At 76.1% G+C, this 12,868-nt stretch carries 12 protein-coding genes; 6 read left to right on the plus strand and 6 right to left on the minus strand.

The features are described 5' to 3' along the window. Positions 1-14: 14 nt before the first annotated feature. The 3 genes from D7M15_RS18820 to D7M15_RS18830 form a co-directional block, all read right to left on the minus strand. Positions 15-485 (minus strand): succinate dehydrogenase hydrophobic membrane anchor subunit, encoded by a 471-nt coding sequence (locus tag D7M15_RS18820; RefSeq protein ID WP_121518581.1) that lies wholly within the window; start codon positions 483-485, stop codon positions 15-17. A gap of 5 nt (positions 486-490) precedes the next feature. Next, a complete protein-coding gene (gene sdhC, locus D7M15_RS18825) occupies positions 491-871 on the minus strand; it encodes a succinate dehydrogenase, cytochrome b556 subunit (RefSeq protein WP_121518582.1) in 381 nt (126 codons plus the stop codon). Positions 872-1,151: 280 nt separating this feature from the next. Next, positions 1,152-1,715, minus strand: a complete 564-nt coding sequence (locus D7M15_RS18830; protein ID WP_121518583.1) for a 2-oxo-4-hydroxy-4-carboxy-5-ureidoimidazoline decarboxylase — start codon at positions 1,713-1,715, stop codon at positions 1,152-1,154. 287 nt (positions 1,716-2,002) lie between these two features. Here D7M15_RS18830 and D7M15_RS18835 point away from each other — a divergent pair, with 287 nt between their 5' ends. From D7M15_RS18835 to D7M15_RS18860, 5 genes are all read left to right on the plus strand, one after another. After that, positions 2,003-3,637, plus strand: coding sequence for a glycoside hydrolase family 20 protein (locus D7M15_RS18835; protein ID WP_121518584.1), 1,635 nt, complete (start codon positions 2,003-2,005; stop codon positions 3,635-3,637). A gap of 392 nt (positions 3,638-4,029) precedes the next feature. Then, positions 4,030-4,716: an RNA polymerase sigma factor gene (locus D7M15_RS18840; RefSeq protein ID WP_206337386.1), complete on the plus strand. Its 687-nt coding sequence runs from the start codon at positions 4,030-4,032 to the stop codon at positions 4,714-4,716. Then, positions 4,716-6,128 (plus strand): hypothetical protein, encoded by a 1,413-nt coding sequence (locus tag D7M15_RS29440; RefSeq protein ID WP_165906289.1) that lies wholly within the window; start codon positions 4,716-4,718, stop codon positions 6,126-6,128. The genes D7M15_RS18840 and D7M15_RS29440 overlap by 1 nt, the downstream gene beginning before the upstream one ends. A 510-nt stretch (positions 6,129-6,638) precedes the next feature. Beyond that, a complete protein-coding gene (locus D7M15_RS18855) occupies positions 6,639-8,186 on the plus strand; it encodes an amidase (RefSeq protein ID WP_121518588.1) in 1,548 nt (515 codons plus the stop codon). Between the two features lie 88 nt (positions 8,187-8,274). Beyond that, positions 8,275-8,832 (plus strand): gluconokinase, encoded by a 558-nt coding sequence (locus D7M15_RS18860; protein WP_121521008.1) that lies wholly within the window; start codon positions 8,275-8,277, stop codon positions 8,830-8,832. Here the strand turns inward: D7M15_RS18860 and D7M15_RS18865 are convergent. Together D7M15_RS18865 and D7M15_RS18870 are read right to left on the minus strand one after the other, a co-directional pair. Then, positions 8,825-9,007, minus strand: coding sequence for an SCO1431 family membrane protein (locus D7M15_RS18865; RefSeq protein ID WP_121518589.1), 183 nt, complete (start codon positions 9,005-9,007; stop codon positions 8,825-8,827). The two genes, D7M15_RS18860 and D7M15_RS18865, sit on opposite strands and share 8 nt — an antisense overlap. Positions 9,008-9,281: 274 nt before the next feature. Further along, positions 9,282-10,841: an FAD-dependent monooxygenase gene (locus D7M15_RS18870; protein WP_121518590.1), complete on the minus strand. Its 1,560-nt coding sequence runs from the start codon at positions 10,839-10,841 to the stop codon at positions 9,282-9,284. A gap of 38 nt (positions 10,842-10,879) precedes the next feature. On the opposite strand from D7M15_RS18870, the gene D7M15_RS18875 reads away from it, so the two are divergent. Further along, complete coding sequence (locus D7M15_RS18875; protein ID WP_121518591.1) at positions 10,880-11,587, plus strand: TetR/AcrR family transcriptional regulator C-terminal domain-containing protein; 708 nt, start codon at positions 10,880-10,882, stop codon at positions 11,585-11,587. A gap of 52 nt (positions 11,588-11,639) precedes the next feature. Here D7M15_RS18875 and D7M15_RS18880 read toward each other — a convergent pair whose 3' ends face one another. Next, a complete protein-coding gene (locus tag D7M15_RS18880; protein ID WP_121518592.1) occupies positions 11,640-12,824 on the minus strand; it encodes an acyltransferase in 1,185 nt (394 codons plus the stop codon). Between the last annotated feature and the right edge of the window lie 44 nt (positions 12,825-12,868).

Here is a 12,868-nt window from a genome sequence, read left to right on the forward strand (position 1 = left end):
TCAGCCCGGGTGCGCTAGCGGATGTTCGGGTCGAAGGTGAAGATCACCAGCGTGCCCAGCAGAACGGTGAACACCGTGGCGGTGTACAGCAGCATCTTCAGCCAGAGCCGGGTGTTGTCCCGCTCGGCGTAGTCGTTGATGATCGTGCGCAGCCCGTTGGCGCCGTGCAGCATCGCCAGCCACAGCATGACCAGGTCCCAGGTCTGCCAGAACGGCGACGCCCAGCGGCCCGCGACGAACGCGAAACCGATCTTCGACACGCCGCCGTCCAGCACCAGCTGGATCAGCAGGTGCCCGAGCACCAGCACGACGAGCACGATCCCGGACAGCCGCATGAACAGCCAGCCGTACAGCTCGAAGTTCGTGCGCGTCGCCTTGGGCGTACGGGCCGTGCGGGCCCGCGGCGCCTCGATGAGGGGGGCGGGGTTGTCCGGACCGTACGCGTCGGCCCCGGAGGTCCCGGTCAACTCGATGTCAGTGGCCATCTCGATCAGCTCCCGAACAGCTCGCGCAACGTGTGCTGAAGCACCGGGTAGAACGCACCGGCCATCAGCACGGCCCAGACGCCCACGACCGTCCACAGCATCTGCTTCTGGTACTTCGCGCCCTTCGACCAGAAGTCCACGGCGATGACCCGCAGGCCGTTCAGCGCGTGGAAGAGGACGGCGGCGACGAGGCCGTACTCCATCAGGTTGACGAGCGGCGTCTTGTAGATCGCCACGGTGTCGTCGTACGCCTCGGGGGACACGCGCACCAGCGCGGTGTCCAGGACGTGCACGAACAGGAAGAAGAAGATGAGGACGCCGGTGACTCGGTGAGCCACCCAGGACCACATGCCTTCCCGGCCGCGATACAGCGTTCCAGCCGGCACGGAACAAAACCCTCCGGGAGCGAGGAAAGGGGCCGGCCGCCATATTTCGGTCGGGCCCGGCCGGGTACGGTCCACCGGCCTTCGCCATCGTAGCCACGGCTTACCGGCCGGTCAGGGGCGGGGGCCGCCGTACGGCCTCCCCGGCAAGGGGCGGACGCGCCCCACCTGTGCCCGTTCCCGCCGCCACCGTGTCCGAACGGGCCCCCGGCGACGGCCCGTTCGGGCGCCGTACGGGCGCCGGGACGGCGCGACCGGGCGGCCCGCCCCGCGCGCCCCGGGCTCAGCGGCCCGGGGGAGCCGGGCCGCAGGGCCGCGCCGCGGGCCCCGCGTGCGGGGCCACGCCGAGCAGCCGGGCCAGCCGGCAGCGCGCCAGACGGCGCAGCTCCTCGGCGGCGACGGCCCGCTCCGTGTCCTGGTCGTGGCCCAGTCGGGTGCGCAGGCCGACGAGCGCCACGTCGACCCGTTCCTCGGGGCGGCAGTCGTCCAGGCAGACGACGAAGGTGTGCCCGAACCGGGCCTCGTACGCGGCGTGCGCCGCCCGCAGCGCGGTGTGCGCGGCGAGTGCCCCCGGGCCCTCCGTGACGGGGTGGTCCGCGGGCTCGGCGGACAGCGCCTGCGCGATGTCGGTGTGGGTCATGTCATAGCTGGCCTCGTCGGCGGCGGCGAGCAGCGAGTCCGGGTCCGGGTACGGCCGGTGCGCCGCCAGCCGGTGCGCCCACCGGTCGCAGCGGCAGCAGCCGAGCAGTGTGCGCTCCGCCTCCGCGACGGACGCGGCGTTCAGCCGGAGCAGCGGGCGGCACGGGTCGCCGTCCCGGGGCGTGGGCAGCGGGAGGGACAGGGGCATGGCTCCTCGGAACACGGGGTGACGGTGACGGCGGTCCCGCGGGATCGCGGACGCCGGGCCGGGTGACGGCGGCCCGCGCGGCGCGCGGCGGCGCGGCGTCGGGGCGGCGGCGGGGCGTGGGGCCACCGTAGCGAGGCGCCCGGGGCGCACGTCCGACGTCTGCGCGATTTTCACCCGGACGGGTACCTTCCGGGCGCGGGGCCCGGCGCCCGCCGCGCGCGGCCGCGCCCCTACCGCCGGGGCGGGCGGGGGCGGCGCCCGCCGGGCCGTGGCCCTACGGTGTGCGCATGGGACGTGACTGGCTGAACGGGTCGAGGCTCCTGGTGCTGTGCGCCGCGCTGCTCGGCATCGCCGCCGTGGGCGTCGTCGCCCTCGCGCTCTCCGGCGGTGGCGACGACGGTGACGGCGGCGGCGACGGCGGCGGTCGGGCCGGGGACGGCGCGGCCAGCACCGCGCCGGAGGAGTCCGGGCCGCCCGCCCCGAAGCGCCCCGCCCGGCTCGGCCCGGCACCCGCGGCCGTACCCGCCGTACGCGACTGGCGTCCCGTACGCGGTCCCGGCTGGCGCCCGGACGACGGCGGGCGCGTGGTCGCCGACGCCGACGGGTCGCTCGCGGACGAGGCGCGGCTGCTCGCGCGGGAGCTGCGGATGCCGTACGCCGAGGGGCCCGCCCGCAACGGCGACGTGGAGCTGCGCACGGTCGACGACCCGGCGACCCCGCGCGAGGCGTACGTGCTGACCAGCCGCGACGGCCGGGTGCGGATCACCGGCTCGTCGGACGCCGGGGTGTTCTACGGCACCCGCACGCTGCTCCAGACGGTGCGGGCGCGCGGCGGGTTCGCGGACGGGGTGGTGCGGGACCGGCCGGACCGGCCGCAGCGCGGCTTCATGCTGGACATCGCGCGCAAGCACTTCGACGCCGACTGGATCGAGGACCGCGTCCGCGAGCTGGGCGACCTCAAGCTCAACCAGCTCCAGCTGCACCTCTCCGACGACCAGGCGTTCCGCGTCGAGAGCGACTCCCACCCGGAGATCGTCTCGAAGCCGCACCTGACCAAGCGCGAGGTGCGCGACATCGTGCGACTGGCCGCGTCCCGGCACATCACGGTGATCCCGGAGATCGACTCGCCCGGCCACCTCGGCGCCGTCCTGCGCGCCCACCCGGACCTCCAGCTGCGGAACGCGTCGGGCGCGCGGGTGCAGGGCGCCGTCGACATCGCGAACCCGAAGGCCGGGAAGCTGGTGGACGAGCTGCTGGCGGAGTACGCCGAGCTGTTCCCCGGCCCGTACTGGCACCTGGGCGGCGACGAGTACCGCGCGCTGATGGCCGAGGACCCGGGCGCCGCCTACCCGAAGCTGGCCGCCGCCGCCCGCGAGCGCCACGGCGCGGACGCCGGCGTGACCGACCTGGCGACGGCCTGGCTCAACGACCGGGCCGCGGCCGTACGGAAGCACGGCAAGACACCGCAGGTCTGGAACGACGGCATGCACCGCGGCGGCGAGGTCAAGCCGAGCGAGCAGCGTCAGGTCGCGTACTGGACGGGCAAGGAGATCGGGGAGCGGCAGCCGGAGGAGTACCTGAAGGAGGGGTGGCGGCTGATCAACCTGAACGACGAGTACCTCTACTACGTCCTCGGGGAGCCCAACGACTTCACGTACCCGACCGGCGAGCGGATCTACGAGCGGTGGACGCCCGCCGTCGTACGCGGCACCGGCAGCGTGCCGGACGCGCTCGCCGGGCCGGACCGCATCCTCGGCGGGCGCTTCGCGGTCTGGTGCGACCTCTCGGACGCGCAGACCACGGCGCAGGTGGCGAAGGGCATCCGGATGCCGCTGCGCGCGACGGCGCAGAAGCTGTGGGACCCGCGCGACCCCGAGCTGAGCTGGGCGGACTTCCGGGCGCTGGCCGACCAGGTGGACTGACCGGGGCGGGAAGCGGAGTCGGGGTCGGGGACTCCGGTGGGGCCCGGAACGGGCCCGGAAACGGAAGACGGCCGAGGTCGCCACCCCCCACAGGAGAGACCTCGGCCGTCCTCACGGTACGGACGCACCAACCAGCAGCAGGTCCGTATCTTCTACAGCGCCGGGTCCCCGAAAACTGTTACCGCCCCCGCGTCACGCCTCCGCGACGGCCGCGGAACCGGCGCGCGCGGGCTACTCACGCGTCCGGCATGGACGCGGGCGCACACTTGGTCGTACCGTTCAGCAAACGCATCGACGCAGATCGATGCAGAGTGCAAGCAGCGACACGAGCGGTGTCCGGCCAGGGACACCGGAGAACGGATCGCGACGTCGCGGATGGCGAGGACACGGGCGTGCAGGGGGATGACGCGGAGCTGACCGCCGCGGTGCGCGCGGCACAGGACGGAGACGAGAGCGCCTTCCGTACCGTGTACCGCACCGTGCACCCGAGGCTGCTCGGATACGTACGGACGCTGGTGCCCGACGCCGACGCGGAGGACGTCGCCTCCGAGGCGTGGCTCCAGATCGCCCGGGACCTGACCCGCTTCAGCGGCGACGCCGACCGCTTCCGCGGCTGGGCCGCCCGTATCGCCCGCAACCGCGCCCTGGACCACATCCGGATGCGCGGCCGCCGCCCCGCCGTCGCGGGAGACGACACCGAACTCGCCTCGCTCCCCGGCGGCGCCGACACCGCCGACCTCGCCATGGAGTCCCTCGGCACCGGACGGACGATGCGCGCCATCGCCACCCTCCCGCGCGACCAGGCCGAGGCGGTCGTGCTGCGCGTCGTCGTCGGACTCGACGCCAAGAGCGCCGCGGAGGTGCTCGGGAAGCGGCCCGGCGCGGTCCGTACGGCCGCCCACCGCGGACTGCGCAAACTCGCCGAACTGCTCGACGGGGACGCGGAGGGGCCGGAGGGCGAGGCGCCCCTGCACGCCGACGGGAACGGCGGCGCGCCCCCGCCGCGCCGCGACCCCTCCCCACGGGGTCTGCGGCGCGGTGTGACGCGGAACGCCGCGCGAACGCTGAAGGAAACGTGATGTCGGACAACCGGTACGAATGGCTGGACAAAGAGACCGCGGAGCGTCTGCTGCGCGGTCTGCCGGTCGACAGCACCCGGCTGAACGGCAGCGCCGACAGCGCGGAGCGGCTGGCGACGGCCCTCGGGGCGCTGTCCGCGGAGCCGGCTGACGGCCTGCTGCGCCGCACCGCCGCCGAGGTGCCGGGGGAACTCCCGGGCGAGGCGGCGGCGATGGACGCGTTCCGCTCGGCGCAGGAGGGGGTCCTGCGCAGCCGCCCCGTGGCGACGGTGCCTGACGCCGTACCCGAGGCGGCCGTGTCGGGCGCGCGGGTCGGCGCCGCGGCGGGGGCGGGAGCCTGGTCCGGGTCAGGGGCCCGGTCCGGTTCCCCTTCCGTACCGGCGTTCCCCGCGGTCGGATCGCGTACGGGTGTCGGCGGCGGCCGTCGCCCGTGGACCGTCACGCTGCCCGGCCTGGCCGGGCTGGCGGGCAGGCCCCTGCGGGCCGGATTCGCGATGGCCGTCGCGGGCTGCGCGCTCGGCGGCGTCGCGGTCGCGGCGGGCGCGGGCGTGCTCCCGACACCCTTCGGCGGCGTGGGCGGCGGCCCGGCGAAGCCCGGGGTGAGCGCCTCGACGACGGAGAGCGCGGAGAACGAGGAGCGCGAGGGCGTCGGTGACGACGCGGACGGGCGCAAGGGCGGCCGTGAGGGGAGACCCGGCTCGTCGGAGGGCGAGCGTGGCGGCCCCACGGGCGGAAAGTCCTCCGCGCCCGGCAAGGGCGTGATCGGCGAGGGATGGAACGGCGAGCGGCTGCCGGACGACGCCGCCACGGCGGCCATCGTGCAGGCGGTGTGCAAGGCGTACGCGGACGGCACCATCGCGGGTGACGACCGGCGGAAGCTGGAGAAGGCGGCGGGCGGCCCGGCGGCCGTCGAGGCGTACTGCGCGAAGTTCGGCGGCACCCCGGGCGCGAGCACCCCCGGCGGCGGTACGCCGGGCGGCGGGCTCCCCGGTGGCACCCCGGGCGGCGGCGAAGGCGGCGAGGGCGGGGAGTCCGGCGACGGGTCGACCGGTGATCCGGGTGGCGACGGCGGTACGGGTGAGCCGGGCGGACCGGGCGGCGAGGGCGGCGACTCGGGCGACCCCGGCGGCGAGGGCGGCGACTCGGGCGAGTCCGGGGACGGTACGACGGGCGGCGAGACCGGCGGCGAGTCGGGCGACGGCTCGTCCGGCGGTGACGCGGGCGGCACGGAGTCCGGCGGTACGGAGTCCGGCGGCACCGGGTCCGGCGGCGAGACGGGCGGGACCACGAGCGCCGACACGAGCGGCGGGTCCGCCGACGACTCCACGGGCGGCGACGGTTCCGGCCCGTCCGGCACCTCGGACCCGGGGTCCGGCGGCGGCGCGGCGACCCGCGACGGCACGGCCTCCTGACGCGTCCGCGCGGGAGGCGCCCTGTCGCGGCGGGGTGGTACGGGGGCGCGACGGCGGATTCCGTCAGCCCTCCGACGCCCGGACGCCACCACTTTTTCAGACAGTCGGAAGACCGGTGTGACACTTTCGCTGCGCGTGACGCTGAAGAGAATGAGCCGACTGGTCATCGGCGGCGCGAGATACCCGGGGTTCCCCCGTACCTCAGGGTTCGCGCGATGGCGCGGACGGGACACGTTCCCCCGGTCCCGTCCGCGCCACACAAACAAACGGGGGCCACGGGGGCCGTCCCCCGGGGCGCACCACCCTTGATCCGCTCCTATCGGCGGGTGTGCGGGTGGCGCCCCGGGGGATGGCGATTTCTCGCCCCTCTTACGGTGCCGCCCCCGCCTCTTCCGCCCGCTCCCCGGCTTCTTCCGGCCGCTGTGCCCCCGGTGCTGCCGGGGGCGTTGTCGACGGCGCGTCCATGGACCAGGATGGTTGGACTACCGGCGAGTAACAGGAGGGGTTCACGTGCCCGGACCGGACGAGGACGTCCCCGCGAGCCCCGCCCCCGACACCGCCCTCGGCGCCGTAGCGCCGCCCGCCCCCGCTCCTGACGCCGGGCCCGCTTCCCCCGGGGAGGCCGCTCCCGCGCCCGCACCCGGCCTCGCCGCGCAGGCGCGCGCGCTCGCCGCGGGCGAGGTCACGTCGCGGGCGCTCACCGAGCGGGCACTCGCCCGTATCGACGCCACACAGACCACGTTGAACGCCTTCCGCATCGTCCGCCACGAAGCGGCGCTCGCCGAGGCGGACGCCGCCGACGCGCGGCTCGCGGCGGGGGAGCGGGCGCCGCTGCTCGGGGTGCCGGTCGCGGTCAAGGACGACACGGACGTGGCCGGGGAGCCCACCGCGTTCGGCTGCCCCGGGGACTTCACGCCCAAGACGGCGGACGCGGAGGCCGTACGGCGGCTGCGGGCGGCCGGTGCCGTCCTCGTCGGCAAGACGAACACCCCGGAGCTGGGCCAGTGGCCGTTCACCGAGGGGCCCGCCTTCGGCGCCACCCGCAACCCGTGGGACCTGGCGTACGCCCCGGGCGGCTCGTCCGGCGGCTCCGCCGCGGCCGTCGCCGCCGGGCTGGTCGGCGGCGCCCTCGGCTCCGACGGGGCGGGCTCGGTGCGCATCCCGTCGGCGTGGACGCACCTCGTGGGCATCAAGCCGCAGCGCGGCCGGATCTCGTCGTGGCCGGACCCGGAGGCCTTCCACGGCATCACCGTGCACGGCACCCTCGCGCGTACGGTCGCCGACGCGGCCCTCCTCCTCCAGGCCGCCAGCGGCTCGACCGCCGGGGACCTGCACCGGCCGCCGCCCGTGGACGTCGTGGCGGCGGCCGGGCGGGAACCGGGGCGGCTGCGGATCGCGCTGTCGTTCGCGACGGCGTTCACCGGTACGCCCAAGGAGCTGGACCCGGTCGTACGGGCCCGGGTGTCGGACCTCGCGGAGCGGCTGGCCGCGCTCGGCCACGAGGTCGTGCCGGTGGACCCGCCGTACGGCCTGATCGGCGCGACGTTCGTGCCGCGCGCCACCGCGGGCGTACGCGCCTGGACCCGGCGGGTGCCGGACCGCGCGCTGCTCGACCCGCGGACGCGCGGCGTGGCCCGTACGGGTGGGCTGCTCGGCGGCCCGGCGCTGCGGCTCGCGCGCGCGGCGGAGGAGCCGTTGCGGCGGCGGGTGGGCGCGGTGTTCCGCCGCCACGACGTGGTGCTGGCGCCGACGACGGCGACCCCGCCGCCGCGGATCGGTGACTTCGACGGGCTGTCGGGCTGGCGGACGGACCGCCGGATGATCGCCCACTGCCCGTACGCCTGGCCCTGGAACGTGCTCGGCTGGCCCGGTGTCAACGTCCCGGCCGGTTTCACGGACGGCGGGCTGCCGCTGGGCGCGCAGCTGCTGGGCCCGGCGGGCAGCGAGCCGCTGCTGGTGTCGCTGGCCGCGCAACTGGAGGCGGACCGGCGCTGGTACGAGCGGTGGCCGTCACCGGTGCACGGCGCGGGCGCGGGCGCCGGGGCCGCCGCCGGGTGACCGGGGACGGGCGCGGCCGTGTGACCCTGGTCGGGCCGGGCCGTCCGCCCGGCCACGGGTTCCGTGAGCCGAATGGGGTGGTGTGAGCATGTCCGTACCGCGGGTGGTCGTCGTCATGGGGGTCTCCGGCACGGGCAAGTCGACCGTGGGGGAGCTGGTGGCGGAAGCGTTGGGCGTGCCGTACGCGGAGGCCGACGCGTTCCACCCCGAGGCGAACATCGCCAAGATGTCCGCCGGCACACCCCTCGACGACGCCGACCGCGCGCCGTGGCTCGACGCGATCGGGGCGTGGGCGGCCGACCGTACGGCACGCGGGTTGGGCGGGGTCGTCAGCTGCTCGGCGCTGAAGCGCCGCTACCGCGACCGGCTGCGGGCCGCCGACCCCGCGCTGTTCTTCCTGCACCTGGACGGCTCGCGCGAGCTGGTCGCGGAGCGGCTGGCCGGGCGGCGCGGGCACTTCATGCCGCGCGCGCTGCTGGACTCGCAGTTCGCGGACCTGGAGCCGCTGGAGCCGGACGAGCGGGGCGCCGCGCTGACGATCGACGCGGAGCCGCGTACGCTCGCCGCCCGCGCCGTCGCCCTGCTGGGGGCGCCGCCGGAGGGCGGCCCGGAGGCGGGCGGTGCGGAGTCCGGCGACACTACATGAGGCCGAGCCGGGTCACGAGCACGGCGACGAGCACCAGCAGCGTCCAGCCGAGCGCGTGCTCCAACAGGTCCTGGAACCCGTCGTCGTCGGGCCCGCCGGTGCGGGAGAGGGACGTACGGGAGAGGGCCGCGCGGGAGAAGGGCGCGGTCAGCCGGGTCGCGAGCGCATGGGTCATGGGTGTTCCTCGTGCTCGGTGGGCGTACGTGGTGCGCGGCGGCGGACCGTACGGGCGGCGGGGCGCGGGGCCCTCGTACCGTCCGGTCGTCCGGCCCGGTCGTCCCGCCCACCTTGCGCAAACCACCCGCTCCGCGACCAGCCGTCCGCGTGCTTTGTGAGGCTTCACACCCCGGCCGCGCGCCGCGCGCCCGCACCCGTGTGACCGGTGGGGCGTGTGGTGCCCACGGTCCGGGTGCGGCGCGGGCACGTCGCGGCGCGCGGTCGGGGTGCGCTCAGCGCGCGGGCGCCGACGCGCGCACCGGCCCGTACGGCGGCGCGTACCGCCGCGCGTACGCCGCCACCTCCGCCGGGTCGTCCGTGGCCAGCCCCACGTAGCCGTCCGGGCGGACGAGGTACAGCGCGGGGCCGGTGCCGTACGCCGCGTGGGCGTGCGGCTCGGTGGGCGTGACCGCGTACGCGCGGACGGGGAGCGGCCCGCTGCCCGGCGGCGGCGGCAGCGGCGGCAGCGGGGCGCCGCCCACCGCGAGCAGCGTCCAGTGCGGCCCGCGGAACGCGTCGAAGAGGCGTACCCGCGCCCCTTCCGCCAGCGCGCACTCCGCGTCCGGCGCCCGGTCGCCCGCGCGCAGCGTCCCGCCGGGCGCGCGCCGGGTGTCGCGGCTGAGCGGCCCGTCCCGGTAGCCGAGGTCCAGCTGGTGCGTCTCGCGCCCGCGCCGCCGCCCCTCCGGGCGGCCCGCCTCGGCGGCCCGGTGCAGCCGGGTGCTGAGGCCGATGACGTCCTCGGCGACGGGCCGCCGCTCCCGCTCGTACGAGTCGACCAGCGCCTCCGCGTCGGCGGCGGCCACGCCGTCCGCGAGGGCCGTGGCCAGCTTCCAGCCCAGGTTGTACGCGTCCTGCACGCTCGTGTTCAGCCCCTGCCCGCCGTCCGGGGTGTGCAGGTGCGCCGCGTCGCCCGCGAGCAGCACCCGCCCGTCCCGGAACCGGTCGGCCAGCGCGGCGCGCGGCCGGAACGCCGACACCCAGCCCACGTCCCGTACGGCGGACGCGGCGAACGGCGTGCGCTCCGCGACGAGCCGCCGTACGCCCGCCGGGCTGGTGTCCGGGCGGGCGCCGTCCCCGTACCGCGCGACGATCTGGAACTGGTCCGTGCCCGCCAGCGGACAGCAGGCGACGGCCCCGCCCGGGGCGTCCGCCCAGACGTGCCAGTGGTCCCGCGACATGCCGTCGACGCGGGCGTCGGCGACGAGCACCTGCGTGTCCGAGACGGCGCCGCCGGTCATGTCGACGCCGAGCAGCGCGCGTACGGTGCTGCGCCCGCCGTCGGCGGCGACCAGCCAGCGCGCCCGTACGGACGTGCCGTCGTCGAGGCGCGCCGTCACGCCGTGCGCGTCCTGCGCCAGATCGGCCAGCCCGGCGCCGAACCGCACGTCGCCGCCGAGCGCGCGCAGCCGCTCGTACAGCACCCGCTGGGTGCGCCACTGCGGCAGCATCCGGCCCTCCGGGTACGGGACGCCGGGTACGGGCCCGGTGGGGCGGGCGACCATCTCGTACGCGCCGAGCGGCCGGTCGCCGTCCCAGCCGAGCATCGGCGGGTACGGGCCGCCCGCCGCGAGGACGGCGTCGACGACGCCGAGGTCGTCGAGGACCTCCAGGGTGCGGGGTTGGAGGCCCTTGCCGCGCGAGCCGGGGAACAGCGCGGCGTTCCGTTCGAGGAGCAGCGCGGGTACGCCGCGGCGGGCGAGGTCGACGGCCAGGGCGAGGCCGGTGGGTCCGGCTCCGACGACGAGCACGGCGGGGTCGGCACCCGCGTGCTTAACGTTGTTAAGTGGGCTCATGGGGGAAGCCTCGACTTAACGGTGTTAAATTGTCAAGCGTGGACGACGAGAAGAAGCCCCCGAGGGCGCGCGCCGCACGACGGCCCGGACTGGAGCGCGGCCAGGTGGTGGACGCCGCGCTGCGGCTGCTGAACGAGGTCGGGCTCGAAGGGCTCACCCTGCGCCGCATCGCCAAGGAGCTGGACGTCCAGGCGCCCGCGCTCTACTGGCACTTCGCGGGCAAGCGGGAACTGCTCGACGAGATGGCCACCGCGATGTTCCGCGCCGTCCTCGGCGGCGGCGACGGTGCTGGCGGCGGCGCGGCGGTGGCCGCCGACGGCGGTGACTGGCGGGAGTGGCTGGCCGGGACGCAACGGGCGCTGCGGCGCGGGCTGTTGGCGTACCGCGACGGCGCGAAGGTCTTCAGCGGCTCCCGCTTCACGGACTTCGGGCACGCGGCGGTCCTGGAGTCGTCCCTGCGTACGCTCGTCGCCGCCGGATTCACCCCGGACGCCGCCGCCCGCGCGCTCGCCGTCGCGTCCGCGTTCACCCTCGGCTTCGTCACCGAGGAACAGGGCGTCCACCCGGTGCCGGGCGAGCGCCGCCCCGGCTACGACGTCGCGGAGCGCGCCGAACGCATCGGCGCGGACCACCCGCTGGCGGCGCGGGCGGGTGCCGAACTCTTCGGGAACTACGAGGAGCGCTTCGAGGAGGGCCTGGAGGTCGTCGTCGCGGGCATCGAGGCGAGGCTGCTGCCCCGCACGTGACGGCCGCCCCGCCGCTGACCGCCGCCCACCGGGCCGCCGCCGCGGGGGCCCGTCACGTCGCGAACGCCTTGCGCAGCCGCGGCGTCAACGGCCGCTCCACCAGCCTGTGCAGCAGCCACGCCAGCAGCAGCAGACCACCGATCGCCAGCGGCAGCACGGCCCACGACGGCAGCCCGAAGTCCCGGTGCAGGACGCGCACGACGACCCAGCCGAGGTGCTCGTGCACCAGGTAGAACGGGTACGTGAGCGCGCCCGCGACCGTCAGCCAGCCCCAGTCCGCCCACTGGAAGCGGCCCAGGGCGATGGCGGCCACCAGCACGTAGCCGAGGGTCACGACGGCGATGATGCCGAGCGACGAGCGGTACGCGAACGGCGAGTCGGCGACCGGCCGCCACAGGCTGGCGACGGCGTAGTGCTGGCCGATCAGCCAGCTGCTGACGACGATCGCCCAGGCCGTCGCGTCGTGCCCGAAGCGGTGCACCAGGTGGAGGCCGACGCCGCCGATGAAGAACGGCGCGTACTCCGGCATCACGACCAGCGTCAGCGGCTCCCAGTCCGACGCCTGCGCCAGCACGGCGGCCATCATCCAGCCCGCGCAGAAGAACACGACGCGCCGCCGGGTGGCACCGGGGATGACGACGAACAGCGCGAAGAGCAGGTAGAAGCGCATCTCGACCCAGAGCGTCCAGTCGACGCCCAGCACGCGGTCGGTGCCGACGGGCTCCTGGAGCATCGTGAGGTTCACCAGCATGTCGCTGGGCGACACCGCCTCGTACGTCACCCAGGGCAGCGCGAAGACCAGGGTGACCAGCACCACGGCCGCCCAGTACGCGGGCATCAGCCGCGAGATCCGGGAGGCGGTGAAGGCGCGCAGGCCGCGCCCCCAGCCGCTCATGCAGATCACGAAGCCGCTGATGACGAAGAAGACGTGGACGCCCAGGCAGCCGTACGAGAACAGCTGCGACAGCGTCGGGAACTGCTGGGACGGCGAGGAGCCCCAGGCGTCGGTGATCTCGCCGTTGCGGCCGCCGAGGTGGTAGCAGGCGACCATCAGCGCCGCGACCAGGCGCAGCCCGTCCAGCGCGCGCAGCCGGGGCGGCCCGGACCGGCGGGCGGTGGCGCGCTCCCGTGGCGGGGCCGACGTGGCCGCCGCCGAGGTGGGGGCGGCCGGGGCGGTGGACGCCCCGGTCAGGCGCGCGGCGGTACCGGCGACCGCCGCGGTTATCGGGACGCTCATGTCGACGTACTCATTTCCCCGTGCTCCGAACGTGTTCGCTCGCC

This window comes from Streptomyces sp. Z26 (genome assembly GCF_003665095.1).
In the GTDB taxonomy this organism is placed as follows: domain Bacteria; phylum Actinomycetota; class Actinomycetes; order Streptomycetales; family Streptomycetaceae; genus Streptomyces; species Streptomyces phytohabitans.